This is a genomic window from Cellulomonas gilvus ATCC 13127 (assembly GCF_000218545.1).
Taxonomy (GTDB): domain Bacteria; phylum Actinomycetota; class Actinomycetes; order Actinomycetales; family Cellulomonadaceae; genus Cellulomonas; species Cellulomonas gilvus.
Window position 1 is genome coordinate 2,630,894 of the sequence record NC_015671.1, and the last position, 25,927, is coordinate 2,656,820.

Here is a 25,927-nt window from a genome sequence, read left to right on the forward strand (position 1 = left end):
GACGACGAAGGCCCGCCCCCGGGCCGTGCCGTCGGAGTCGGCACGGCCCGTCGGGGCGGGCAGGGATGCTGGGCGGGCGTCGAGACGCGGGCCGTCGGGGCGTCAGCCGCCGACGATCTCCGTCACCGTCCAGCGGTCGTCGTCGTCGATCGTGTGCACGGCACCGGTCAGCCGGACCCGGGCCTGCGCGCGCCGGTCGGCGCACGTGCCGACCCACAGCTCGAGCTCGCCGGGCTCGACGATCCGCACCATGTCCCGGTCGCTGAACGCGACCCGGGTGGTCGGCACGTCGAACCGCACCACCGCGGACTGCCCCGCGGCGAGCGCGACCCGGCGGAACCCGACCAGCTGCGCGACGGGCCGGGTCACCGAGGCGACCGGGTCGTGCGCGTAGAGCTGGACCACCTCGTCGCCGTCCCGCTCGCCGGTGTTGGTCACCCGCACCGCGACGCGGATGCGTCCGTCCGTGGCGACCTCGTCGGCGGCCGGCTCGAGCGCGTCGTACGCGAAGGACGTGTACGACAGGCCGTGGCCGAACGGCAGGGCCGGCGTGCTGCGGAGGTTCGTGACGTCGCCGTCTCCCCCCAGCGCCGGGTGCAGGTAGGAGTACGGCTGGGCACCCGCCGAACGCGGCAGGCTCACGGGGAGCCGACCGGACGGGTTGACCCGGCCGGACAGCACGTGGGCGACCGCCGTGCCGCCCTCCTCACCCGGGAAGAACGCCTGCACCACGGCACCGCACCGCTCGAGCGCCCAGTCGACCGCGTAGGGCCGGCCGGTCAGGAGCACCAGCACCACCGGGGTGCCGGTCGCGAGCACCGCCTCGACCAGCTCGCGCTGCACGCCCGGCAGCTCGAGGTCGTCGCGGTCGCAGCCCTCACCCACGGTGCCCCGCCCGAACAGGCCGGCGTGGTCCCCCACGACGACGACGGCCACGTCGGCCGCCGAGGCCGCTGCCACGGCCTCGGCGAACCCGGCACGGTCCTCGTCGTCCACGGCGCTGCCACGCGCGTAGGTGACCTCGGTGCCGTTCAGCTCGGCGCGCAGCGCGTCGAGCACGGTGGGGACCTCGATGCCCATCTCGGCCTCGGGGTGGTGCTCGAGGACGTGGTTGACGAACGAGTAGCAGCCGAACATCGCCTCGGCACGGTCGGCGTTGGGGCCGATCACCGCGACGCGGCCGACGGGCCCGGAGGCACCGAGCGGCAGCAGCCCGTCGTTGCCGAGCAGCACCACCGACTCCTGCGCGAGCCGCAGCGCGACCGCGCGGTGCGCGGGCGAGTCGAGGTCGATCCCGGTGGGCGGCTCGTCGTCGAACGTCGCGTCCAGGAGCCCGAGCTCGGCCTTCTGCCGCAGCGCACGGGTGACCGCACGGTCGACGAGCGCCTCGTCGACCCGGCCCTCGCGCACCGCCGTGATGAGCGGCTCGAGGAACGCGTCCCCGGTGGGCAGCTCGATGTCGACGCCGGCCGCGAGCGCGAGGCCCGCGGCGGCACCGAGGTCCTCGGCCACGTGGTGCAGGATGTCGAGGAACGCGACGCCGAAGTAGTCCGCGACGACCACGCCGTCGAAGCCCCACCGCTCGCGCAGCACGTCGTGCAGCAGGCGCGGGTCGCTCGCCACGGGCACGCCGTCGATCTCGGCGTACGAGTGCATGACCGAGCGCACGCCACCGTCACGGACCGCCATCTCGAACGGGATGAGCAGCACGTCGGCCACCTCACGCGGCCCGGCGTGCACGGGGGCGAAGTTCCGCCCCGCCTGCGAGGCCGAGTAGCCGACGAAGTGCTTGAGCGTGGCGTGCACGCCCGTGGACTGCAGCCCGCGCACGTAGGACGTGCCGATCGCACCGATCAGGTACGGGTCCTCGGCGATGCACTCCTCGACGCGGCCCCACCGGGGGTCGCGCACGACGTCGAGCACGGGGGCCAGGCCCTGGTGGATGCCCAGCGCGGCCATGGACCCGCCGATGAGCGTGGCCATCTCCTGCACCAGCTCGGGGTCGAACGACGCGCCCCACGCGAGCGGCGTCGGGAACGTCGCCGCCTGCCAGGCCGACAGGCCCGTGAGGCACTCCTCGTGCACGAGCGCGGGCAGGCCGCTGGTCGCGACGAGCTCGCGCTGCTTGGCCCACAGCCACCGCGCCCGGCCGTCCGGGTCCACGGGACGTGTGCCGTACACGCGGGTGAGGTGGCCGAGCCCGTGGCGGGTGGCCTCGTCGAGGCCGCCCTCACGCGTGAACTCGCCCTGCAGCGGTGCGACGACCTCGCCGTCGCCCTTCTCCCAGAAGCCGACGACCTGCGCGATCTTGGCCTCGAGGGACATGCTCCCGACGAGCGCCGCGACGCGAGCCGCGGTCTCGTCGGCAGGAGCCGGCCGGGTGTCCGGCGCGGTGGTGGGGGTGCTCGGCGCACCCTGCAGCTGGCCCGCCTGGTCGCGGGTGGTGGTGTCCGTCATCGCCGATCAGCCCTTGACCGCGCCCTGCAGACCGCTGACGATCCGCTTCTGCATCGCGAGGAAGAAGATCAGCGCGGGGATCATCGACAGCGACGTGAAGGCGAACACACCGGCGATGTCCGACGCGTGCTCCGAGGAGAAGTCCGCGACACCCAGCGGCAGCGTCTTCTTGTCGCCCTGCAGCAGCAGCAGCGGCAGGAGGTAGGCGTTCCACGAGCCGACGAACGCCAGGACACCGACCGTCACCAGGCCCGGGCCGGACAGCGGCAGCAGGATCCGCCAGAAGAACCCGATGCGGCTGGCGCCGTCGAGCATCGCCGCCTCCTCGAGCTCGGTGGGGATCGCCTGCAGGAACGGCCGCAGGATCACCACGGTGATCGGCAGCGCGAACGCCGCCTGCGGGAGCGCCACGCCCCACCACGAGTTGCCCAGGTGCAGGTCCTTGGTGATGAGGATGAACAGCGGGATGACGCCCACGGTCGCGGGGAACAGCAGGCCCGCGACGAACACCATGTAGAGGCCTTCGCGGCCCTTGAACTGGTACCGCGCGAGCGGGTACGCGGCCATCACGCCGCACACGACGACGAGCGCCGTGGTGACGAGCGCGATCACGGTCGAGTTGAGCGTGTACCGCCAGAAGTCGGGGTTCTGGATCACGCCGGCGTAGTTGTCGAGCACCCACGGGGCGGGCAGCGACGAGGGCGACTCGGCGAGCTGCGCGTTGGTCCGGAACCCGGACACCACGCCGTACAGCACGGGGCCGAGCGTGAACGCGCACACGATGAGCGCGACGAACCAGATCAGCGGGCTCCCGCCGCGCATCGCGTTGGTGCTGCCGGACCGGCGCGCGGTCTGCTGCGACTGCGCTGCCGCGGCGCCCTTGGTCGGGGCGAGGGCGGTGGTCATCGGGCGGCCTTCTTCCGGACGACCGTGACGGTGTTGTCACGGCGCATGACGAAGCGCTGGTACAGCAGCGCCATGATCAGGGCGACGACGAAGAGGATCACGGAGGCCGCCGAGGCGATGCCGTAGTTGGACCGCTTGGTGCCCTCGTTGATGAGGAACGTGGCCATCGTCGTCGTGGAGTTGGCGGGACCGCCGCCCGTGAGGATCCAGACCATGTCGAACAGCTGCAGCGAGCCGACCATCGACAGGAACGCCCACGTGCGCAGCGTCGGGCCGAGCATCGGGATGGTGATGCGGCGCTGGATCTGCCACCAGGACGCGCCGTCGATCTGCGCGGCCTCGTACAGCTCGTCGGGCACGCCCTGCAGGCCGGCGAGGAACAGGATGATCGCCAGGCCCAGGTACTTCCAGGTGAGGACCGCGATGACGGTCCACAGCGCGTACTTCGGGTCGCCGAGGAAGCCCTGCTCGGGTCCGCTGAGCCCGATCGCCGAGAGCAGCGTGTCCATGACGCCCTCGTCGGCGACGAGCATCTGGTACCAGACGACGCCCGCGATGACCTCGGCCAGCACGTACGGGACGAAGATGATGGTGCGCAGCACGCTCTGGCCGCGCATCTTGCGGTTCAGCAGGAGCGCGATGCCGAGGCCGAGCGGGAGCTGGATGGCGATGGACGCCACCACGATGATCATGTTGTGCGTGAACGCGCCGGTGAAGACGTCGTTCTGCAGCACGCTCGCGTAGTTGTCGAGCCCCACGAAGTTCTTGAGCGGGCCGTACCCCTTCCACTTGTAGAAGGAGAACTGCACCGCGCGGATGATCGGCCACACCACGAACAGGCCGAACAGCACGAGGGCGGGCGCCACGAAGATCGTGATCTCGAGGCGCTTGCGGACCGATGCGCCGGAGCCGCGGCGTCCGCCCGGGGCGGGGGCCGCCGACCGTGCCTGAGCACGGCCGGCGGCCTCCACCGTCGGGGTGGACGTCGCAGTCGAGGCGGAGGCACCCGTCAGGGCGTTCGCTTCGTCTGCCACGTCGATCACTCCGAGTCAGCCGCAGCCTGGGTGGCGTCGACGATGTCCTGCGGAGATGCCTCGCCTGCGAACAGCAGGGCGATCTCGTCGTTCATCGCGCCGCCGACCGAGGCGCCGAAGGCCGTGTCGAAGTACAGCTGCACGAAGGGCGCCGCGTCACGGACGGCCAGCAGGTTCGCCAGCGCCGGGTCGGAGACGTACTTCGAGGCGGTGTTGTTCGTCGGCAGACCCATGTCCAGCTCGGCGAAGCCCTTCTGGACCTCGTCGGACAGCAGGTACTGCGCGAAGTCCACCGCGGCGTCCGGCGCGTCCTGGCCCACGGCCCACGCGTCACCGCCGCCGAGCGCGGAGGCCGGGTCGCCCTGGCCGTCGTCCACGGCCGGGAACGCGAACCAGCCCGTGTTCTCGCCCAGGCCCGAGCCGTCCTCGGTGAGGCCCTGCATCACGCCGGGCTCCCAGTGGCCCTGGAGCTCGATCGCGACCTTGCCGGTCGCCAGCAGGCCGGAGGCGCTCGTGGCACCCTCCTGCGCCTTGGTGGTGAGGAAGCCGTTGTTGAACGGCTTGGCCGCCACCAGCTCCTCGAGCGACTCGCCGGCGCGCACGAAGCACGGGTCGGAGAAGTCGAGCGACTGCACCGCGCCCTGCAGGACCTCCTGCGAGCACTGACGCAGCGCGAAGTAGTACCAGTAGTGCGCGGCGGGCCACTTGTCGCCCGCGCCCACCGCGATCGGGGTGATGTCCGCCGCCTTGAGCTTGTCGATCGCGGCGTACATCTCGTCCCACGTGGTCGGCGTGGCGTCGATGCCCGCCTCCGCGAAGAGCGCCTTGTTGTACCAGAACCCGACGACGCCCAGCGAGAACGGCAGCGCGTAGGTGGCGCCGTCGACCTGGAAGCCGGCGACCGTGCCGCCCAGCTTGGCGATCGTGTCGCCCGCGGCCTCGGACAGGTCCTTGACCAGGCCCGCCTCGACGTGGTCGGCGAGCTCGCCGCCACCGCGCTCCATGTAGACGTCGGGCGCCTCACCGGCCTGGAAGGCCGCCTCGAGCTTGGTGGTCATGTCCTCGTGCTGCATGGCCTGGACGTCGATGTCGACACCCGGGTTGGCCGCCTCGAAGTCGGCCGCGACCTTGTCGTAGTACTTCTTGCCGTCACCCGTGTTGGAGTTGTGCCACCACGTGACGGTGACGTCCTCGCCCTTGCCCCCGGGCGTCTTCTCGCCTCCGGGCTCGTCCCCGCCGCCACAGGCTGCGAGCAGAGCCACCGTCGTCGCCACCGCGATCGTCGCGGTCGCACGGCGCATGCGTGCCATGTCTGGTCCTTTCAGTCTTCGTTGACCCACCTGGACGCCGGCGAGTCTCGCAAAGTGTCGGGCGGAGTGTCAATCGTTATCGAAACCGTTATCTATACCGTTATCAAACCGATGCCATATCATCGCGGCGTGGAGCAGCCAGGGCGAGTCAAGATGGCCGACGTCGCACGTCAGGCGGGCGTGTCGGTCGCCACCGTGTCCAAGGTGGTCAACGGCCGGTACGGCGTGGCGCAGTCGACGCTCGACCGCGTGCAGCAGGTGATCTCCGACCTGGGGTACGAGGCGAGCCTGGGCGCCAGCAGCCTGCGCTCGCACCGCACCAACGTGATCGGCATCCTGGTCGCGGAGTTCGAACCGTTCAGCACCGAGCTGCTCAAGGGCGCCTCGAGCGCGATCGGCGCGACTGGCTACGAGCTGCTCGCCTACTCCGGCGGCGCACGCGGCGCCGAGGTCGGCTGGGAGCGCCGGTACCTGTCCCGCCTGGGCGGGACCCTGATCGACGGCGCGATCATCGTGACCCCGACGGTCGTCGACGCCGCGAACGGCATCCCCGTGGTCGCGATCGACCCGCACACCGGCCCGTCCGGCAGCACGCCGACGGTCGACGCGGACAACTTCGCCGGCGCTGTCATGGCGACCGAGCACCTGATCGCGCTCGGCCACCGGCGCATCGGGCACGTGGGCGGCCGGCCCGACCTGGAGTCCGCGCGCCTGCGCGAGGCCGGCTACCGCTCGGCCATGGCCGCCGCGGGCCTGCCCGTCGACGAGTCGCTCGTCGTGAACGGCGGGTACCGCGCGGAGACCGCGGGCCAGCCGGCACGCGCGATGCTCACCGGCCCCGACCGACCCACGGCCGTGTTCGCCGCCAACGACCTCTCGGCCATCCGCACGGTCGAGGTCGCGCGCGAGGTCGGGCTGCGCGTGCCCGAGGACCTGTCGGTCATCGGGTTCGACAACGTCCCCGAGTCAGCGCTGTGCGACCCGCCGCTCACCACGATCAGCCAGCCGCTGCGGGACATCGGCGCGCAGGCGCTGCGGCTGCTGGTGGACCTGCTGAACGAGCGCGAGGTGCCGACGCACCTGCGTCTGCCCACGTCGCTCGTCGAGCGCGGCTCGACGCGCCGCCTGGCCTGACGACCGCCCCGCGAGCGCCGTGGGGCGGCCCGGCGTCACCCCGCGAGCGCGGCCTTGTCCTCGGTCTCGGCACCCTCGCGGATCTTGCGCGTGACCCACGGCGCGATCGCGAACATGGCCCCCGCGCACGCCAGCGCGACCGCACCGATCCACCCGAAGTACGCCGTCGGGCTCGCACCCTCGGTCACCTGGACCAGCTGCGCGGTCACCGCGTTGCCCGCACTGGTCGCCAGGAACCACAGCGCCATCGCCTGGCCGCGGAACGCGCGCGGCGCCAGGAGCGTGGTGGCCGCGAGCCCGACGGGTGACAGGCACAGCTCGCCGACCGTCTGGATCACGTAGACCACCACGAGCACCCACGCGGGCGACCGGCCGTCCCCCGCGATCGCCGACGCGCCGGCCAGGAACAGGAACGAGACGGCCGCGAACGCGAGCCCGATCGCGAACTTCACCGCGGTCGGCGGACGGTCGTCGAGCCGCACCCACAGCCACGCGAACAGCGGCGCGAGCAGGATGATCGCAGCCGGGTTCACCGACTGGAAGAACGACGGCGACACGGCGAAGCCGAGCACGTCGAGCTCCGTGTGGTCCTTGGCGTACGCGGACAGCGTGCTCGCCGCCTGCTCGAAGATCATCCAGAACACCATCGCCGCGACGAACAGCGGCACGTACGCGCGCAGCCGCGAGCGCTCCGGTGCCGTGACCTTGGGCGAACGGAACATGACCCAGAACGTCGCCACCGGCGCGGCGAGCGCGATGTAGGACAGCGTGTCGACGAACGTCGTCACCTCGACGCCGCCCGAGACCAGCACCGCGACGCCGAACGCGACCAGCGCGCCCACGCCCACGGCCGCCAGCAGGCGCAGCAGGCCCGGGCGGTCCTGCGCGGTCAGCGGGTTGGGCGGCGCGTCGCCCGCACCGCCGAGCAGGTGGCGCCCGGCGACGAAGAACGCGAGCGCGACGGCCATGCCGACCGCGGCCACCGCGAACCCGGCGTGGTAGCCGCCCACCTCGCGCGCGATGCCCACCAGGATCGGCGCGAACAGCGAGCCGATGTTGATGCCCATGTAGAAGATCGAGAACGCCGAGTCCCGGCGCGGGTCGTCGCGCGTGTACAGCTCGCCCACGAGGCTCGAGACGTTGGGCTTGAGCAGCCCGGTGCCGAGCGCCACGAGCACGATGCCGAGGTACGCGGTCGCGGCCGACGGCAGCGCGAGTGCCACGTGGCCCGCCGCGATCACCACGCCGCCGTACAGCACCGAGCGCCGCGCGCCGATCACGCGGTCCGCGAGCCACCCGCCCACGACCGACAGGAGGTAGACCGAGGCGCCGTAGGCCGCGACCATCGCGTTGCCGACGCCCTCGTCGAGGCCCAGACCGCCGTCGGCGAGCGTGTCCGTGAGGAAGTACAGCAGGATCGCGCGCATGCCGTAGTAGCTGAACCGCTCCCACATCTCCGTGCCGAAGAGCGTGAGCAGGCCACGGGGGTGGCCGAAGAAGCCGCGGTCGTGCGTGCCGCGGGCCGTGCCCGCACCGCCCCGGCCGGGTGCGCCGTCCTGATCCATGACGCCCATCGTGCGGGTGACGCCCGCCGCCGGACAAACCCGGACGGGCGTCAGTCCAGCTGACCCGCCCGGAACTCGTCCTCGAGCAGGCCCATGTCGATGCCGTCGCACCAGCGCTCGCCGTCGCGGTACGCGTCGCGCCGACGGCCCTCCACCCGGAAGCCGAGGTTCTCGTACAGCGCCTGCGCGCGCGTGTTGATCGACAGCACGTCGAGCCCGACGCGGTGCAGACCCAGCCCGTCGAACGCGAGACCGAGCACCAGCTGGATCGCCTCGGTCCCGTACCCGCGCCCGCGGTACCCGGGCCGCATCGCCAGGCGCAGGTTCGCGCTGCGGACCACCTCGTCGATGTCGGTCAGGACGATCTCGCCCAGGTACTCGTCGTCCGTGGGGTCGGCGAGCGTGATGGCCAGGTCGACGCGGTCGGGCAGGTCCGCCACGGTCGCGCACCACGTGTCGATCTCGCCGCGCGTGAAGGCGCGCGTGGTGCCGGTCAGGCGCCGTCCCTCGTCGTCGGTCACCGCCTCCCACACGGCCTCGGCGTCCGAGGCGCGGATGGGACGCAGCGTGAGCATCTCGCCGTTCAGCGTGGGCTTGTCCATGGGCGCAGATCACCTCCGGTGCCCGAAGGCTATGCCCGCGTGCGGCACGACGGACCTCCGAAACGCCGCACGCACGTGGGCGCCGCCCCGGGAGCAGCCCTCTCCCGGAGCGGCGCCGTGCGCGGCCGGTCCCCTTCGACCGGCCGCCGGCGGTCAGCGCACCGTCAGGCGCACCGCCGTGCTGGTGACCGAGCCGGCGGCGTTGGTCGCCACCGCGCGGTACAGCGCCCCGTCACGGGCCTTCGTCGCCAGCACCTGGAGCTGCGCGGACGTCGACCCCGTGAGCTTCACCCACGTCGTGGAGCCCGCGCGCCGCTCGTACCACTGGACCTTCGGTGCGGGGAACCCCGTCACCCGGACCGTGAACGACGCGACCGTGCCGGCGCGGGCCGTGGTGGGCCTCGGCTGGACCGAGACGCGCGGCGCGACCGGCTTGACCGTGATGGTCGCCGCCCTCGTCGTGGCCGTGCCCACCGCGTTGCGGAACACCGCACGCACCTGCAGGCCGCTGTTCGAGCGCGAGGCCGTGACCTTGAGGCTGGTCCTCGTGGCTCCCTCGACCCGGACCCACTGCGACGAGCCCGCCTTCTTCTTCTCCCAGCGGACCTGCGGTGCCGGGTAGCCCGACGCCGCGGCCGTGACGGTCACCGTGGTGCCCGCCGCGACCTGGACGGACCGCGGCTGGGTGGTGATCCGCGGTGCGACACGGGTCACCCTGACGACGGCCGCCGAGGACCGGACGGTGCCGGCCACGTTGGTGAAGACCGCACGGTAGGCCGCGCCGTCGTTCGCCGCGGTGACGACGACGGCGAGGCTCGCGCTCGTCGCGCCCGGCACGTCCGTCCACACCGGCGAGCCGGGTGCACGCCGCTGCCACTGCACGGTCGGCGCGGGTGCCCCGTTCGCGGCCGCGCGCAGCGTGAGCGTCCGGCCCAGCGTCACCGTGCCGCCCACGGGCTGCTCGGTGATCACGGGTGCGGTGGCGACCGCGGGTCCGACGAGCTCGGCGACGCCCCAGTGGGCCGTGGACTGGTAGCCCGCACCCGTGGGGTCCGCCCAGTTGCTGATCGCGTGCCGGCTGCCGCCCGCGGCGTCGTTGACCTGCACGTCCAGGCCGTGGAACGTCCCGAGGCCGCCGTGCTCGAGCAGGCTGATCGCCGCCTCCACCCGGTACCCCGTCGCCGTCTCGACGACCGCGCTCGTCAGCCGGTTGCGCTGGAACGCCTCGTCGCCCGTGCCGAACGAGACCGCACCGGTCGCGTCGATCCGGATCTGCGTGTCGTCGTACCGGTAGGAGCCGTTCTTGGCGTTCCCGGCGTCGACGTAGATCTCCACCGAGTCCTTGGTCCACGGGTCCGATCCCGACGTGTCGACCACGTCGTCGGCCACGTCCGCCAGGACGTACAGCGTGCCGTCCCGCCACAGCGTGCGGAACGTGCCCCGGGCGCCGTCGGAGCCCGACGTCACCTTGTCCGTGGTGATCGCCCCGGCCAGCGTCCACGCCGCGTCGACGTCGCCGTCGATCGTCGGGGCCGCGTCCGTGCGGTGGATCGCGACGAACGACAGCGGCTCGACGAGCGAGATGCTGCCGAGCACGCCCGGCGTGTTCCACGTCGTCGTGACGTCACCGTCGACCACCTGCACGTCGAGCTGGACCACGTCACCCTGCGCCGCATCGGTCAGGGGAACCCGGACCACCGCGGTCCACCCGCCGTCACGCTCGGTGGCGGTGCCCTCGAGGTCGCCCTCGCCGTCGCGGCCGAACGTGGCCGGGCCGTCCGTGGTCTCGACGACGACCGCGTCGGTCGCGTCGACGTCGGCGTCGTCGACGTCGACGAAGGCCGTGAGCCCGTCGGGCGCCCACCGCAGCTGGAAGCGGGCGTCCTCGCCCACCGGGTGCAGCGGCAGCCGGTCCCACTGCTCCGACGTCACCGCGTAGTCACCACCGGGGTCCGCCGCGAACGCGTTCGCCGAGCGGATCGCCGCGGGCAGCTCGAGGCCGGCCGCGCCGCGGAACGCGGGCTTGGCCTTGAAGAAGTCGTCGAACAGCAGCGGCTTGCCGTTGTTCGACGCGCGCCACGAGCGCCCGTCGGTCAGTCCCCAGACCGTGACCGAGAACAGGCTGTCCGCGTGCTCCCGGAACGCGTCGAACGCCTGCTGGTAGTAGTAGCCCTGGTCGATCGCCTTCGCGGTGTCCGCCGAGCCGACGACGACGTCGAGCTCGGTGACCGCCTGCGTGACGGGCAGGTCCTCGAAGTCCGCGATGGCGTCCTCGAGCGTGCTCGCCGGCGTGGACAGCGCGACGTGGAACTGGTGGCCCACGCCGTCGATCGGGACGTCACGCGCGAGCAGCCGCTCGACGAGCGCCTTGTAGCGCGCGCGCTTGCCCGTCTGCTCGGTGTTGTAGTCGTTGATGAACAGCGTCACGGGGTGCTCGACGCCGTCCGCCGCGTACACGTCGTTGAACGCCTCGTCGGCGTAGCGGAACGCGTCGTCGACGAACTCCTCACCGAGGATCTGGTACCACGTGCTGCGGCGCATGCCGTCGGCGTACGCGGTGCCGTCGTCGATCACCTCGTTGACCACGTCGAACGCGCGCAGCGGGTTGGTGGCCGAGCCGAACGGCCCGTACTCCTCGCTCAGCGTCCGGGCGACCGCGAACACGTGGTCGCGCAGGCGCTGCCGCATCGCCTCGGGCGCGAGCAGCGCACCCTCGTCGTCCTCGAAGAACCAGTCGGGCGTCTGGCTGTGCCACGCGAGCGTGTGGCCGTAGACGGCCAGGTCGTTGGCCTGCGCGTAGTCCATCAGGGCGGCGGCCTCGGGGTGCAGGCGGAACGTGTCCACGCCCGTGCCCGCGTACCAGGCCTCGACCTTCATGTAGTTCTCGCTGGTCACCTGGTCGAAGTGCCGGAGCAGCAGCTCCGAGGCGGTGCCCGCGGTCTCGCGCGAGTCGATGGCCACACCGACCGGGAAGTCGACCGTGTCCTTGAGCGGCGTGAGGTCCTCGACGGTCGACGGCGGGGTCGAGGCGATCGTGATGTCGTCGATCACGAACGGCGACGTGTTGCCCGCCTCACCGCTGGCCCACTTCGTCTCGACGTACAGCTCGGCGGCGGTCTCGAACGCCGGCATGGTGAACGTCCCGGTCAGGTGCACCCACTCGCTCGAGGAGAGCCCCGTGAACTGGACCAGGTTGGAGTAGGTCGCGCTGCCGTCGGTCACACCGCGCGCCGAGAGCGTCATGTCCCCCGGCGTGCCCTCGAACCGGACCCACGCCGAGACGTCGTACGTCGCGCCCGGGGTCGCCCGGTCGGTGACGTCGATCTGCAGGCCCTGGCCCTGCGACGTGCGGTCGGAGACGCGCGCCGCGTACGTGCTCTCGTGCGCGAGCTCGTCGGTCACGGCCAGCGTGGGGTCGCCGCTGTCGTCGCCGCGGGGCGTCCAGCCCTGCAGCGTGCCGTCCTCGAAGTCCGAGTCCGCCAGCGTCACACCACGCGGTGCGGCGCCGCCCGCGGGCAGCGTGAACGTCCAGCCGTCGGCGAGCAGCTCGGCGACCACGGTCTTGACCGCGGCGACACCTGCGCTCCGGTTGCCGCCGCCGTCGTGCACGAGCACGACCTGGCCCGGGTGGGACGTGATGGTCTCGCGCAGCGCGGCGGTCAGCTTCGCCTCGTCGCCCGCGTTCTCCGCGCCGTCCCAGTCCATGATCAGGTTCGTCACCGCGAGCGGCTGCATGCCGAGCGCGACCGCCACCTGGTTGGTCCGGCCCCAGTCGCCGTTCGGTGCGCGGAAGTACGGCACCTGCGCGGTCGCGTCACCCAGCGCGGTCCGGATGGTCGCGAGGTTCGCCTTGAGCTTGTCCGCGACCTGCTGCGGCGTGAGCGAGCCCATGCCGCTGTAGTCGGTGCTGTGGTTGCACAGCGTGTGGCCGTCCGCGACGATCCGGCGCAGCACGTCCGCGCCGCCCGGCGCCTCGACGTTCTGCCCGATCACGCAGAACGTGGCCGGCACGTCGTTCGCCTCGAGGAAGTCGAGCAGCTCGGTGGTCGTCGCGCCGTTCGGGCCGTCGTCGAACGTCAGCGCCGTGGTCTTCTCGGTGCCGCGGGCCGCCGTCACGGGCGCCTCGACGGCGTTGAGCGCACCACCGGGCACGAAGTCGGGGTCCGTCTCGACGTAGCCGCCGTCGCCACCGCCCGCCGCGCCGAGGATCTCCACGTCGTCGACCAGGAGGTCGGGGTGGACCGTGCCGATGTCCGCGGCCTCGACGTACAGCACCACGGACGTCGTGCCCGCCGGGCGGACGTACGTGCCCGTGAGCTCGAGCCAGCCCTCGGCCGTCGCCGTGACCGGCTCGGTCACCTGCGCGTAGGACGTGCTCGAGCCGTCGTTCGTCTGCGCCGTGATCTTGACGGCCGACGAGCCCGCGGTCCCGGCCGGGAGCTTGACGAACGCGGAGACCTCGTACGGCTCTCCCACGACGAGGGTGGAGGTCAGGTCGGCCTCGGTGCCCGCCCAGCTCGCGGAGCGCGCCGAGACGAGCAGGCTCTTGCTGCCGCCGTGCGCCTCGGTGGTGGTGGCGGCCACGGTCGAGCCACGCGCGCCCCACGGTGCGACGGCCGACTCGAAGTCGTTGCTGACCACGGGGACGGGGGCGGGGGCTTCTTCGGCGTGCGCGGCGGGGGCCGCCGCGAATGCCGTCAGGCTGGACGCGACGAGCGCGCTGAGTGCCGTCCAGGCGCTCGCGCGACTCCGTGCGGTGGGTCGGGACATCGACGCTCCTTTGCGTGACGTGGCCGTATCGGTGCGGTGAGGTTATCCGCTATCGGGCGACTATCGGAAACGTTGTGTATAACGATTTCGACACCGTTCTCGACGAGCACTGCTTCCGAACCGGCGCATGAGAGGGCACATCGGGCACGGCGACGCGGCCCCTTCGGCCCGCGAGCACGCGTCCGCTCGCGAGGTCACGGCACCGGACGCACGAAGGGCCCGGCCGGTTGTCGCCCGGCCGGGCCCTTCGTCCGACTGCGCCCCGTTGGGGCTCGATAGTTTCGGCTATCCCTGGACGCGCTCGAGGAGCAGCTCGCGCACCCGGCCCGCATCGGCCTGCCCTCGGGTCGCCTTCATCACCGCGCCGATGATCGCGCCCACCGGGCCCAGGTTGCCCGAGCGGATCTTGTCCGCGATGTCGGGCTGCGCCGCGAGCGCCGCGTCGATCGCCTCGAGCAGCGGACCGTCGTCCGAGACCACCTCGAGGCCCCGCGCGACCACCACGGCCTCGGGGTCGCCCTCGCCCGCCAGCACACCCTCGAGCACCTGGCGCGCGAGCTTGTCGTTGATCCGGCCCGCGTCGACGAGCCCCTGCAGCGCGGCGATCTGCGCCGGGGTGATCGGCAGGTCGCCCAGCTCGACGTCCCGCTCCTTGGCGGTGCGGGCCAGCTCGCCCATCCACCACTTGCGCGCGGCAGCCGGAGCGGCGCCCGCGGCCACGGTCGACTCGATGAGCTCCACCGCGCCCGCGTTGACCACGTCGCGCATCTCGGCGTCGGCGTAGCCCCACTCCCCCTGCAGCCGCCGCCGGCGCGCGGCCGGCAGCTCGGGCAGCCCCGCGCGGATCTCCTCGACCCACGCGCGGTCCGGCGCGATCGGCACCAGGTCGGGCTCCGGGAAGTAGCGGTAGTCCTCGGCGTCCGACTTCACGCGGCCGCTCGTCGTCGTCCCCGTGTCCTCGTGCCAGTGCCGCGTCTCCTGGACGATCGAGCCGCCCGCGTCGAGCACCGCGGCCTGCCGGGAGATCTCGTGACGGACCGCGCGCTCGACCGACCGGAACGAGTTCACGTTCTTGGTCTCGGTGCGTGTGCCCAGCGGGCTGTCCGGCGTCGCGCGCAGCGACACGTTGACGTCCGCGCGGACGTTGCCGCGCTCCATGCGCGCCTCCGAGACGCCCAGGGCGCGGAACAGGTCACGCAGCGTCTGCACGTACGCACGCGCCACCTCGGGCGCGCGCTCGCCGGCACCCGTGATGGGCCGGGTCACGATCTCGACCAGCGGGATGCCCGCGCGGTTGTAGTCGACCAGCGAGTACTCCGCACCGTGGATGCGGCCCGTGCTGCCGCCCACGTGCGTGTTCTTGCCGGCGTCCTCCTCCATGTGCGCGCGCTCGATCTCGACGCGGAACACCGTGCCGTCCTCGAGCTCGACGTCCACGTGACCGTCGAACGCGATCGGCTCGTCGTACTGGGACGTCTGGAAGTTCTTGGGGACGTCCGGGTAGAAGTAGTTCTTGCGCGCGAACCGGCACGTCTCCGCGATCGAGCAGTTGAGCGCGAGACCGATCCGGATCGCGTACTCCACCGCGGTGCCGTTGACGACCGGCAGGCTGCCCGGCAGCCCGAGCGAGACCGGCGTGACGGACGTGTTCGGCTCCTCGCCGAACCCCGCGGGGGCCGCGTCGAACATCTTGGTCCGGGTGCCCAGCTCGACGTGCACCTCGATGCCGATCACCGGGTCGAACCGCGTCACGGCCTCGTCGTAGTCGACCAGCTCGGCGCTCATCGGGCGACCTCCAGCTCCGGGGCCTTGGCCAGCAGCGGGCCGCCCCACTCGTTCTCGAGCAGCGCCTCGAGCGCCGCACCCACGCGGTACAGGCGGTCGTCGGCCTTGGCCGGGGCGAGCACCTGGAAGCCGACGGGCAGGCCGTCGTCGGACAGGCCCGACGGCAGCGACAGCCCGGGGACGCCCGCCAGGTTCGCGGGGATCGTCGCGACGTCGTTGAGGTACATCGCGAGCGGGTCGTCGAGCTTCTCGCCGAGCTTGAACGCCGTCGTCGGCGCGGTCGGCGAGACCAGCACGTCCGCGCGCTCGAACGCCGCCGCGAAGTCGCGCTGGATCAGCGTGCGGACCTTCTGCGCGCTGCCGTAGTACGCGTCGTAGTACCCCGCCGAGAGCGCGTACGTGCCGAGGATGATGCGGCGCTTGACCTCGTCGCCGAAGCCCTGGCCGCGGGTCGCAGCCATGACGCGCTCGGCCGTGACCGGACCCTCGGTCGGCTCGACGCGCAGGCCGAACCGCATGCCGTCGAACTTGGCCAGGTTGCTCGAGGCCTCCGCCGGCAGGATCAGGTAGTACGCCGCGAGCGCGTACGTGAAGTGCGGGCAGGAGACCTCGACGATCTCCGCACCCGCGCTCTGCAGCAGCTCGAGCGACTCGTGGAACCGCGCGAGCACGCCCGGCTGGTAGCCCTCACCCTGCAGCTCGGTGATGACGCCCACGCGCACGCCCGTCAGATCGGCGCCCGCACCCAGCCGCGCGGCACCCACCAGGTCGGGCAGCGGCTCGGGGATCGACGTCGAGTCACGCGGGTCGTGCCCGCCGATGAGCTCGTGCAGCAGCGCGGAGTCCAGCACCGTGCGCGTCACCGGGCCCGCCTGGTCCAGGCTGCTCGCGAGCGCGATCAGGCCGTACCGCGAGACCGAGCCGTACGTGGGCTTGACGCCGACCGTGCCCGTCACGGCCGCGGGCTGACGGATCGAGCCGCCCGTGTCCGTGCCGATCGCCAGCGGCGCCTCGTACGCCCCGACCGCGGCCGCGGAGCCGCCGCCGGACCCGCCGGGGATGCGGTCCAGGTCCCACGGGTTGTGCGTGTTGCCGTACGCGGAGTGCTCGGTGGACGAGCCCATCGCGAACTCGTCCATGTTGGTCTTGCCGAGGATCGGCAGGCCCGCGGCCTTGATCCGCTCGACGAGCGTCGCGTCGTACGGGGGCACCCAGCCCTCGAGGATGCGTGAGCCCGCCGTGGTCGGCACGCCCTGCGTCACGACGACGTCCTTGACGGCGATCGGGACACCGGCGAGCGGGTGCAGCTCCTCGCCGGCCGCGCGGCGCACGTCGACGTCGGCCGCCGTGGCCAGCGCGGCCTCGTCGGACACGTGCAGGAACGCGTGCACCGCGCCGTCGACGGCCGCGATGCGGTCCAGGTGGGCGCGCGTCGCCTCGACGCTGGACACCTCACCGGCCTGCAGCTTCTCGGCGAGCGCCGCGGCCGTGATCCGGGTCAGGTCGCTCATGCGTCCTCCCCCAGGATCTGCGGCACCAGGAACTTGCCGTCCTGCGCGGCGGGCGCCGCGGCGAGCACCGCGTCGCGGTCCACCGGGGGCTCGGGCACGTCGGTGCGGAACACGTTCGTCAGCGGCAGGGGGTGGCTGGTGGCCGGGACGTCGGACGTGGCGATCTCGCTCACGCGCGCGACCGACTCGACGATGACGTCGAGCTCGCCCGCGAGCCGGTCGAGCTCGGCGGACGACAGGTCGATCCGGGCCAGCCCCGCCACACGCGCGACCTCGTCGCGAGAGAGGGTGGACATGCCCGGCAGTCTAGTGGGGGGTCACACCCGCTCCACCGCTGCCGCGACGAGCGCCAGCAGCGCGAGCGCGTACGCGTCCTCCGCCCGGTCCGCGGTGAACACCTGCTCGGGCCGCCCCGCCAGCTCGACGAGCACCTGGTAGCGCCCGTCCGTCGAGCGCGCGAGCGAGCGGAACGTGCCGCCCAGCAGGTCGCGCAGCTGGTCCTCACGCGGCAGCCACACCGCGTCCTGCAGCGCGACCGAGTCGAGCGCCCACTCGGTGGTGCCGTTGAAGCCCAGCACCGTGCCGGTCGGGTAGTGGTGCGCCTCGATGGTCATGTCGCTCACCGTGAAGACGTCGTCCACGCCGTCCACGAGCACACCGAACCGGTCGCCGGACGCGGGGTGCCAGTGCAGTCCCGTCCGCCGCAGCCGCAGTGCCAGCTCGCGCGAGATCACACCGTCAGTATCGACCGGTCCGGGACCATCTGCCCGGGCAGCGACGACCGACCGCGGCGATGCTCGCTGCGTGCGCCTCACACCCGTCTACTACTACTCGTCGACCAGCGGGCTGGTGCGCACGTTCGCCGAGCGGCTCGACCGGCCCGCCTACAACCTGGCCGAGCGCGCGCACCGGCTCAGCGAGGCCGACGGGCCGTGGGTGCTGCTGACGCCGTCCTACAAGACCGGCAACGACGCGAACGACACCGTGCCCGAGGCGGTGCACCGCTTCCTGCGCTCGGCCGTGAACCGGCGCACGCTCGTCGGCGTCATGGGCTCCGGCAACCGGAACTTCGGGCGGTACTACCAGAAGGCCGCCCGCGAGATCGCGGCCCGCTCGGGACGCCCGGTGCTGTTCGAGTTCGAGCTCGCAGGCACGCCCTGGGACGTCGCCGAGTGCCGGCAGATCCTCGCCGACCTCGACGACGGCCTCGCCCGCGCGGCGCACGCCCGGCTCGGCGCGCACTGAGCACACCGGCCCGGGTGGTTCACTGTGCGGATGGACGAGCCGACGCGGGCCCCGTCCCGGCCCGCGGGCGCGGGCGAGCTGTTCCAGCTCCTGCGTGACGGCCGCCCCCGCACGCGCTCCGACCTGGCGGCCAGGACCGGTCAGACGCGCTCGACCATCGCGGCGCGCGTGGACCAGCTGCTCGCATCCGGGCTGGTCAGCCCCGCGGGCGAGGCCGGCTCGACGGGCGGCCGCCCACCCGCGACGTTCGCGTTCCGCCCGGGTGCGCGCGTGGTGCTGGCCGTCGACCTGGGCGCGACGCACGCGCGCCTGGCCGTGACCGACCTGGCCGGCTCCGTGCTCGCCGAGCACGACGAGCAGCTCGCCATCAGTGCCGGACCGCACGTGGTGCTCGCGCGCGTCGTCGAGATCGGCGAGCTCCTGCTCGAGCGCGCCGGCCGGCCCGTGAGCGACCTGGCGAGCGTCGGCGTGGGGCTGCCCGGCCCCGTGGAGCACTCGACCGGCCGGCCCGTGAACCCGCCGATCATGCCGGGCTGGGACGACGCCGACGTGCCGGGCCTGCTCTCGGACCACCTGCCCGTGCCGGTCCTCGTGGACAACGACGTCAACCTGATGGCCCTCGGTGAGCACGCCACGCAGTGGCCCACGGTGGACCACCTGCTGTACGTCAAGGTCTCGACCGGGATCGGCGTGGGCATCATCTCGGACGGGTCCTTGCGGCGCGGCGCGCAGGGTGCCGCGGGCGACCTCGGGCACGTCGCCGTGCCCGGGGGTGCGAACAAGCCGTGCAGCTGCGGCAACACGGGCTGCCTCGAGGCGCTCGCGAGCGGCCCGGCGATCGCCGCGACGCTGACGGCGCTCGGCCTGCCCACGCGCACGGGCGCCGAGGTGGTCGCGCTGGTCCACGCGGGAGACCCCGACGCGGCCCGGGCGGTGCGCGAGGCCGGCCGCCGGATCGGTGCGGTCCTCGCGACGTGCGTCAACCTGCTGAACCCGTCGGTCATCGTCGTCGGCGGACAGGTGGCCGACGCCGGGGACCACCTCCTGTCCGGGATCACCGAGGTGGTGCACGCGCGATCGCTCCCGCTGGCCACGCAGCACCTGCGCATCGTGGGCACGCGCACCGGGGCGGCCGCAGGCGTGCTCGGGGCGAGCGCGATGGCGGCGGGGCACGTGCTGTCCGCGAGCGCGATCGACGCGCTCGTCGGCTGACGCGGAGCCGCCGGCCCGACCGGGCCCCCACGCCCCGACCCGTCCGGGATCAGCCGAGCGCACCCACCCGCGGCTCGCGGTACCGGTAGGAGTCCGCGGGACGGAACCCCAGCCGCGCGTACAGCCGGGCCGCGACCACGTTGTGCGCCTCGACCTGGAGGAACGCGCGCGCCGCCCCGTGCTCACGCGCCAGGGCCAGCGCGTGCAGCGTCAACGCCCTGCCGATGCCGGCACGACGCGCGAGCGGGTCGACGGCGAGGCAGGACAGCGCCGCCCAGTCGCCCTCGTAGGCCACGCGGATCACGCCGACCACGGCCCCGGCGTGCCGCGCCACGACGTGCTGCGCGGTGCCGCCCGCCAGGATCGCGCGGGCCACCTCGCGGTCCGCCGACGCGGACTTCACACCCAGGTACGTCTCGAGCCACGCGTCGTCCGGCACGTGGTGCACCGCGAGCTCGAGCGACGGCGGCGCGGGAGCGGTCGGCTCCGTGCGCACCGGCGCGTGCAGGTCGGCCACGAGGACGTCGGTGACCGAGGCCGTGACCCAGTCCTGCGCGTCCAGCAGCTCGCCGACCCGGCGGTCCACGTCGCTCCCACCCAGCCGCAGGACCGGCCGCTGCCGCTCGGCCGCGTAGATCGCCACGACCTCGGCCACGGCCGCCGCGAGATCGGCGGGCTCGGTGAGCGGGACGGCGGAGTTGGCGCGCCGCGTGAGCCCCTGCGAGACCCCGACACGCCACCCGCCACGTGTCGTCAGCACGCGCAGCGGCGGCCAGCACGCCATCTCGGTCAGGACACCAGGGGCCGTGGGTGGCGTCCAGGTCAGCACGCGCAGCCGGATCTCCTCGTGCGCCCAGTCGCGCTCGGCGGCCGGCGTGAACCCCAGGCGTGCGTACAGCCGTTGCGCGGTGCGCATCGAGTCCAGCGTGGAGAGCACCACGCGACGCGCACCGAGCACCACGGCCTCACGCTGCGCCGCGACCACGAGCGCCTCCGCGACACCCGCACCCCGCGCCTCGGGGGCGACCGCGAGCATCCTGAGCTCGAGCTCGCCCGGCTCGGCGATCTCGGCGTACGAGCTGCCGTACGGGGCGAGCGTGATCGTGCCGACCACGGCGTGCCGCCCGTCGGGCGCCGCGGGGTCCACCGGGACGCTCGCGACCAGCAGCGTCGCCTCGCGCGCGCGGCGCTCGGCGTCGCGCAGCTCGACCTCGTACTCGTCGTCACGGTCCAGCAGCCGGTCGGCGAGGTAGGCCTCCGCGGTGAGCGCGCCCGCATCGGCGACCTGCTCGGGCGTGGCCACGCCGATGCGGGGCAGCACGCTCACGCGAGCGCCTCCGGCCCACCCGCGAGCAGCCGCTCGAACGCGGCCTCGTCCAGGATGGTCAGGCCGAGCTCGCGGGCCTTGGTCTCCTTGGAGCCCGCGCTCTCGCCCACCACCACGTAGTCGGTCTTCTTGGAGACCGAGCCCGAGGCCTTCCCGCCCCGGGTCAGGATCGCCTCCTTCGCCTCGTCGCGGCTGAACCGCTCGAGGCTGCCCGTGACCACCACCGTGAGGCCGTCGAGCGTGCGCTCGACCGCCGCGGCGGCCTCGTCACGCATCCGGACGCCGGCCGCGGACCAGCGGTCCACGATCTCGGCGTGCCACGGCGTGGCGAACCAGTCGACGAGCGAGCGCGCGATCGTCGGCCCCACGCCCTCGACGCCACTGAGCCGCTCGACCGCCGCATCCGGCCCCTGCTCGAGCGCGGCGCGCAGGTCCTCCATCGAGCCGAACTCCTGCGCGAGCGCACGCGCCGCGGACGGCCCGACGTGACGGATGCTCAGCGCCACCAGCACGCGCCACAGCTCCTTGGTCTTGGCGAGATCCAGCTGATCGAGCAGCGTCCTGGCCGCCTCCGACGGCTCCCACTGCGCGAGCGTCCGCCTCTCGGCCTGCGCCGTCGCCTGCTGCGCACGCGTCCAGGTCAGCCGGCGCCGGAAGGGCGTGCGCCGGCGCACGTTGCCGTCCTCGTCCTCGCGCGGCAGACCCGTCTCGGGGTCGCGCACCACCACCTCGATGGCGGCCAGGGTCGCCAGGCTCCTGGTGCGCACCGCCTCCCGGACGTCCGCGGGCGCGTCGAGCGGGTAGGCGACCAGGTCGAACAGGTCGGCCTCGGTGTGCAGGGGCGGCGTCTCCGGCACGTCCGGCTGCGTGAGCGCGGCCGCCGTGACCTCGCCGAGCGCCTCGATGTCGAGCGCGCCGCGGGACCCGATGTGCTCGACGCGCCCCCGCACCTGCGCGGGGCACGTCTGCGCGTTGGGGCAGCGCAGGTCCACGTCGCCCTCGCGCATGGGCCGCAGCGGCGTGCCGCACTCGGGGCAGTCGGCCGGCATCTGCCACTCGACGCGCCGCACGTCGTCCCCCGGGGCCTGCGGCGCCGGACCGACGACCTCCGGGATCACGTCACCGGCCTTGCGCAGCACCACCATGTCGCCGATGCGCACGCCCTTGACGCGCACCACGTCCTGGTTGTGCAGCGTCGCCTGCCGCACCTTGGACCCCGCGACCAGCACGGGCTCCATCACCGCGAACGGCGTGGCGCGCCCGGTCCGGCCGATGCCCACCTCGATCGCGAGCAGGCGCGTGTTGACCTCTTCCGGCGGGTACTTGTACGCGATCGCCCACCGGGGCGCGCGGCTCGTGGCGCCGAGGCGCCGCTGCAGGCCGAGGTCGTCGACCTTGACCACCACGCCGTCGATCTCGTGCTCGACGTCGTGCCGGTGCTCGCCGTAGTGGTCGATCATCTCCTGCACACCCGCGAGGTCCGGGACCACACGTGTGTGCGACGAGACCGGCACGCCCCAGCCCTCGAGCAGGCCGTAGACCTGGGACTGCTGCACCACGTCGGCCCTCGGCGCCCCGTCGCGCCAGCGCAGCGCGCCGATGCCGTGCGCGTACATCCGCAACGTGCGCGACGCGGTGACGCGCGGGTCCTTCTGCCGCAACGAGCCCGCCGCCGCGTTGCGCGGGTTCGCGAACGGCGCCTTGCCCGCCGCGACCTGCGCGGCGTTGAGCTCGGCGAACGCCGCGACGGGGAAGAACACCTCGCCGCGGATCTCGATCAGCGCCGGGTGGGTCGCCGGGTCGCCACCCAGCACGTCCGGGATGGTGGAGATCGTGCGGACGTTGAGCGTCACGTCCTCCCCGGTGCGGCCGTCGCCGCGCGTCGCGGCCCGCACCAGCCGGCCGTTCTCGTACAGCAGCGCGATCGCCAGGCCGTCGATCTTGAGCTCGCACAGGTAGGACGGCGGCTCGGCGGCCTCCAGGTCACGCTGCACACGTTCGGCCCAGGCCTGCAGGTCCTCGGCGGAGAACGCGTTGTCGAGCGAGAGCATGCGCTCGACGTGGTCCACGGCCTGGAAGTCCGTCGAGAAGGTCCCGCCCACGCGCTGCGTCGGCGAGTCCGGCGTGCGCAGCCCCGGGTGCTCGTCCTCGAGCGCCGCGAGCTCGCGCAGCCGCTCGTCGTACTCCGCGTCCGACGACGAGGGCGCGTCCCGCACGTAGTAGGCGAACTGGTCCGCGAGCACGCGCTCGGCCAGCTCGGTCCAGCGGTGACGCGCGGCGGCCGGCACCTCGCCCTCGGCCGGGCCGTCCGGTGCGGAGGCGGAGGCGGGCGCGGGGTCCGGGAGCACGGCGTCGTTCACGCGCCCATCATGGCCCGAACCACCCACAGGCCACCCGGTGGGTTCAGCGCCGCAGCCGGGGTGCGACCAGCAACCCCACGCACGTCAGGACGCCGCCGACGAACAGCACTCCGCCGAGCCAGAACACCGCGGGCGACGCCTCGCCGAGCACGACCGTCTCCGGCTCGCCCGCAGCGTTCGTCCACTCGCACAGCGTGCGCGGCGGCACCAGCTCGTTCCGCGTCCGCGCACCTGGCGCGTCCGCGTCGACCGCGGTCAGGCACGGGATCTCCGCCCGCTCCGAGCTCTCGAACGACGACGTGCCGACGGACACCCACGAGACCAGCAGCAGCGCGATGCCGACGAGCGCGGCGCCGCTCGCGAGCACGAGCGCCAGGGGTCGGGCCAGGCTGGGCCGGGCAGGGGCATCCGTCATCGTCGTCCGTTCGTCGGCGGGCTCGCGTGCAGCCGGGGCGGCCGCGCGTGCAGCCTACGACGCCCCTGCGGCGCGCAGACGGGCCGATCGGCCGACGCTCACGAGTACGCGACCTCGGCGACCGCGCGCGCCGCGCGGACCACGCCCGCGAGCGCTCCACGCGCCTGGTCGGGCGTGCCCTCGGACGGCCCCGCGAGCAGCACCACGTCCGCCAGGCCCGCGGCGGGCAGCCCGACGGACCGCCACGGGGCCGTGAGCGTGCGCGCCTGCCCGACGGCGTCCGGTCCGGCACACTGCGAGCTCGCCTGCGGCGGCAGGTGCGCCCACAGCCGCAGCCCGTCCTCGACCACGGCGGCCACGCGCTCCCAGCCCGCCTCGCCCAGCCCCGCGACCTCGATCGCGAGGCCGTCCGCTCCCGTGCCGGCGATCGTCGAGACGGTCGACCACGCCGCACCGCCGTGGACGGCCACGTCCTCGGCGCCCGCGGCGCGCGTCGCCCGCACCACCTCGCCGATCCGCTCGGCCGCGAGCGGCCCCGGCACCGACCGCAGCCGCGCGTACCCGGAGAACGTCGGCAGCACCCCGGCCGTGGCCGGTGCGAGCAGCGGCTCGTGCACCAGCACACGCGGCACGGCGCCCGGGACCGCCCGCACCAGCGCGGCGAGGTGCTCGGCGACGCCCGCCGCGAGCGACTGCGTCAGCTCGCGGAACGCCCCCGCGTCCGCGAGCACGCGGTCACCGCGGGCCAGGTAGACGCTCGCGGCGAGCGTCACCGGTCCGAGCACGGGCACGACGAGCGGGCCCGCGTACCCGTGGCCCGCGACCGCGAGCGCGTCCCCGTCCTCGCGCAGCAGCGCGCGCCCGCGCGCGAGATCCGCACCCGGGCGGTCCGCGAGCTTCCAGCCGTGCGGCCCGAGCTCGGCGGGCAGGTCCACGAGCATCGCGAGCGCGCGTCCGACGAGGGTGCCGAGCGGCCCGCGCTCGGGCAGGTGCACGACGAAGGGCAGACCCTGCACACCCTCGGGGGCGTCCACCAGGTCCCCCACGGCGACCTGCTGCGCCTCGAGCACGTCGAGGCCCGGCCAGTCCCCCGTCCCCGTGACGCCGATCACGCGCGACGTCCCGCGGCCGTCGGCACCGTCCGCCGTGCGGGGTCGTCGTGCTCCGCGCGCTCGTCCACGAGCCGCTCGGTACCCCTCACTGTCGCCTGCGCGAGCACGCGCGTCCCGTCGTACAGCACCAGCGACTGCCCGGCGGCGACGCCGTGCAACGGCTCCGCGAGCCGCACCCGGACGGCGTCCCCGCGCCGCTCGACGAACCCGGGCACGGGCGCGCCGTGCGCCCTGACCTGCACGCCGACCGGCCGGCCCGCCCCGGAGCCGGTCGGCTCCGCCGCCTGGCCGGCACCCGCGGGCTCGTCGTACCAGACGGTCCGGTCGGCGTGCACCGTGCCGACCGCCAACGCCTCGGCGGGCCCGACGACCACGCGGTTGTGCACGGGCTGCACGTCGAGCACGTAGCGCGGCCGCCCGTCCGCGGCCGGCCGGCCCAGGCCCAGGCCGCGCCGCTGACCGACGGTGAACGCGTACGCGCCGTCGTGCGTGCCGACCACGGCACCGGACGCGTCGACCACCTCGCCCGGCCTGCTGCCGAGCCGGGACCGCAGGAAGCCGGGGGTGTCACCGTCGGCGACGAAGCAGATGTCGTACGAGTCGGGCTTGGCGGAGACCGCCAGACCGCGTGCGGCGGCCTCCTGACGCGTGACGTCCTTGCTCGTGACGTCACCGAGCGGGAACAGCGCGCGCGCGAGGCGCTCCGGACCCATCACCGCGAGCACGTAGGACTGGTCCTTGGCCGCGTCGCGCGCGCGGTGCAGCTCACGCGTGCCGTCGCCGCGCTCGACGACGCGCGCGTAGTGCCCCGTGCACACCGCGTCGAAGCCCAGTGCGAGCGCCTTGTCCAGCAGCGTCGCGAACTTGATGTGCTCGTTGCAGCGCACGCACGGGTTCGGCGTCCGCCCGGCCTCGTACTCGCTCAGGAAGTCCGCCACGACCGTCTGCTCGAACTGCTCGGACAGGTCCCACACGTAGTACGGGACGCCGAGCACGTCGGCGGCACGGCGCGCGTCACCCGCGTCCTCGATCGAGCAGCACCCGCGCGAGCCGTTGCGCAGCTGGTCGCGCGTGCGGGACAGGGCCATGTGGACAGCGACCACGTCGTGCCCCGCGTCGATCGCGCGCGCGGCGGCCACCGCGGAGTCGACGCCGCCCGACAGCGCGGCCAGCACCCGCACG

19 protein-coding genes are annotated in these 25,927 nt (G+C 73.6%); 3 read left to right on the plus strand and 16 right to left on the minus strand.

The annotated features are described in order from the left end of the window. Positions 1-102: 102 nt before the first annotated feature. Genes CELGI_RS12080 through CELGI_RS12095 form a run of 4 tightly spaced genes read right to left on the minus strand, consistent with a single transcriptional unit; the run spans position 103 to position 5,707 of the window. Positions 103-2,457, minus strand: coding sequence for a beta-xylosidase/alpha-l-arabinosidase (locus CELGI_RS12080; RefSeq protein WP_013884413.1), 2,355 nt, complete (start codon positions 2,455-2,457; stop codon positions 103-105). Between the two features lie 6 nt (positions 2,458-2,463). After that, positions 2,464-3,363, minus strand: coding sequence for a carbohydrate ABC transporter permease (locus tag CELGI_RS12085; RefSeq protein ID WP_013884414.1), 900 nt, complete (start codon positions 3,361-3,363; stop codon positions 2,464-2,466). After that, positions 3,360-4,397, minus strand: a complete 1,038-nt coding sequence (locus tag CELGI_RS12090; protein ID WP_013884415.1) for a carbohydrate ABC transporter permease — start codon at positions 4,395-4,397, stop codon at positions 3,360-3,362. The genes CELGI_RS12085 and CELGI_RS12090 overlap by 4 nt, the downstream gene beginning before the upstream one ends. 5 nt (positions 4,398-4,402) lie before the next feature. Beyond that, positions 4,403-5,707: an extracellular solute-binding protein gene (locus CELGI_RS12095; protein ID WP_013884416.1), complete on the minus strand. Its 1,305-nt coding sequence runs from the start codon at positions 5,705-5,707 to the stop codon at positions 4,403-4,405. Positions 5,708-5,860: 153 nt separating this feature from the next. On the opposite strand from CELGI_RS12095, the gene CELGI_RS12100 reads away from it, so the two are divergent. After that, positions 5,861-6,841: a LacI family DNA-binding transcriptional regulator gene (locus tag CELGI_RS12100; RefSeq protein WP_013884417.1), complete on the plus strand. Its 981-nt coding sequence runs from the start codon at positions 5,861-5,863 to the stop codon at positions 6,839-6,841. Positions 6,842-6,876: 35 nt separating this feature from the next. On the opposite strand, the gene CELGI_RS12105 is transcribed toward CELGI_RS12100, so the two are convergent. From CELGI_RS12105 to CELGI_RS12135, 7 genes are all read right to left on the minus strand, one after another. Next, a complete protein-coding gene (locus CELGI_RS12105) occupies positions 6,877-8,406 on the minus strand; it encodes a peptide MFS transporter (RefSeq protein WP_049785565.1) in 1,530 nt (509 codons plus the stop codon). 50 nt (positions 8,407-8,456) lie between these two features. Beyond that, entirely contained in the window at positions 8,457-9,008 is a 552-nt protein-coding gene (locus tag CELGI_RS12110; RefSeq protein ID WP_013884419.1) for a GNAT family N-acetyltransferase, read from the minus strand. Between the two features lie 153 nt (positions 9,009-9,161). Further along, positions 9,162-13,778 (minus strand): endo-1,4-beta-xylanase, encoded by a 4,617-nt coding sequence (locus CELGI_RS16580; protein ID WP_013884420.1) that lies wholly within the window; start codon positions 13,776-13,778, stop codon positions 9,162-9,164. A gap of 285 nt (positions 13,779-14,063) precedes the next feature. Continuing rightward, positions 14,064-15,563, minus strand: a complete 1,500-nt coding sequence (gene gatB, locus CELGI_RS12120; RefSeq protein WP_013884421.1) for an Asp-tRNA(Asn)/Glu-tRNA(Gln) amidotransferase subunit GatB — start codon at positions 15,561-15,563, stop codon at positions 14,064-14,066. Continuing rightward, on the minus strand, positions 15,560-17,074 hold the full coding sequence (gene gatA, locus CELGI_RS12125; RefSeq protein ID WP_013884422.1) for an Asp-tRNA(Asn)/Glu-tRNA(Gln) amidotransferase subunit GatA: 1,515 nt from the start codon (positions 17,072-17,074) through the stop codon (positions 15,560-15,562). Before gatA ends, gatB begins: the two co-directional genes overlap by 4 nt. Further along, the gene (gene gatC, locus CELGI_RS12130) at positions 17,071-17,370 is read right to left on the minus strand and encodes an Asp-tRNA(Asn)/Glu-tRNA(Gln) amidotransferase subunit GatC (protein WP_013884423.1); all 300 of its coding nucleotides are present in this window, start codon (positions 17,368-17,370) and stop codon (positions 17,071-17,073) included. Before gatC ends, gatA begins: the two co-directional genes overlap by 4 nt. A gap of 21 nt (positions 17,371-17,391) precedes the next feature. Beyond that, complete coding sequence (locus CELGI_RS12135) at positions 17,392-17,808, minus strand: hypothetical protein (protein WP_013884424.1); 417 nt, start codon at positions 17,806-17,808, stop codon at positions 17,392-17,394. A 70-nt stretch (positions 17,809-17,878) separates the two neighbouring features. On the opposite strand from CELGI_RS12135, the gene nrdI reads away from it, so the two are divergent. Both nrdI and CELGI_RS12145 read left to right on the plus strand, forming a co-directional pair. Beyond that, positions 17,879-18,319: a class Ib ribonucleoside-diphosphate reductase assembly flavoprotein NrdI gene (gene nrdI / locus CELGI_RS12140; protein WP_013884425.1), complete on the plus strand. Its 441-nt coding sequence runs from the start codon at positions 17,879-17,881 to the stop codon at positions 18,317-18,319. A 30-nt stretch (positions 18,320-18,349) separates the two neighbouring features. Beyond that, positions 18,350-19,531: an ROK family transcriptional regulator gene (locus CELGI_RS12145; protein WP_013884426.1), complete on the plus strand. Its 1,182-nt coding sequence runs from the start codon at positions 18,350-18,352 to the stop codon at positions 19,529-19,531. Between the two features lie 49 nt (positions 19,532-19,580). Here the strand turns inward: CELGI_RS12145 and CELGI_RS12150 are convergent, their stop codons facing one another. The 5 genes from CELGI_RS12150 to mnmA form a co-directional block, all read right to left on the minus strand. Next, a complete protein-coding gene (locus tag CELGI_RS12150) occupies positions 19,581-20,858 on the minus strand; it encodes a GNAT family N-acetyltransferase (protein ID WP_013884427.1) in 1,278 nt (425 codons plus the stop codon). Continuing rightward, positions 20,855-23,218: an NAD-dependent DNA ligase LigA gene (gene ligA / locus CELGI_RS12155; protein WP_013884428.1), complete on the minus strand. Its 2,364-nt coding sequence runs from the start codon at positions 23,216-23,218 to the stop codon at positions 20,855-20,857. Before ligA ends, CELGI_RS12150 begins: the two co-directional genes overlap by 4 nt. 43 nt (positions 23,219-23,261) lie before the next feature. Next, positions 23,262-23,633 carry a hypothetical protein gene (locus CELGI_RS16585; protein ID WP_013884429.1) on the minus strand — a complete coding sequence of 124 codons (372 nt, stop codon included), beginning with the start codon at positions 23,631-23,633 and terminating at the stop codon, positions 23,262-23,264. A gap of 98 nt (positions 23,634-23,731) precedes the next feature. Further along, the gene (locus CELGI_RS12160) at positions 23,732-24,745 is read right to left on the minus strand and encodes a uroporphyrinogen decarboxylase/cobalamine-independent methonine synthase family protein (protein WP_013884430.1); all 1,014 of its coding nucleotides are present in this window, start codon (positions 24,743-24,745) and stop codon (positions 23,732-23,734) included. After that, complete coding sequence (gene mnmA, locus CELGI_RS12165; protein ID WP_013884431.1) at positions 24,742-25,926, minus strand: tRNA 2-thiouridine(34) synthase MnmA; 1,185 nt, start codon at positions 25,924-25,926, stop codon at positions 24,742-24,744. The genes CELGI_RS12160 and mnmA overlap by 4 nt, the downstream gene beginning before the upstream one ends. Position 25,927 lies beyond the last annotated feature (1 nt).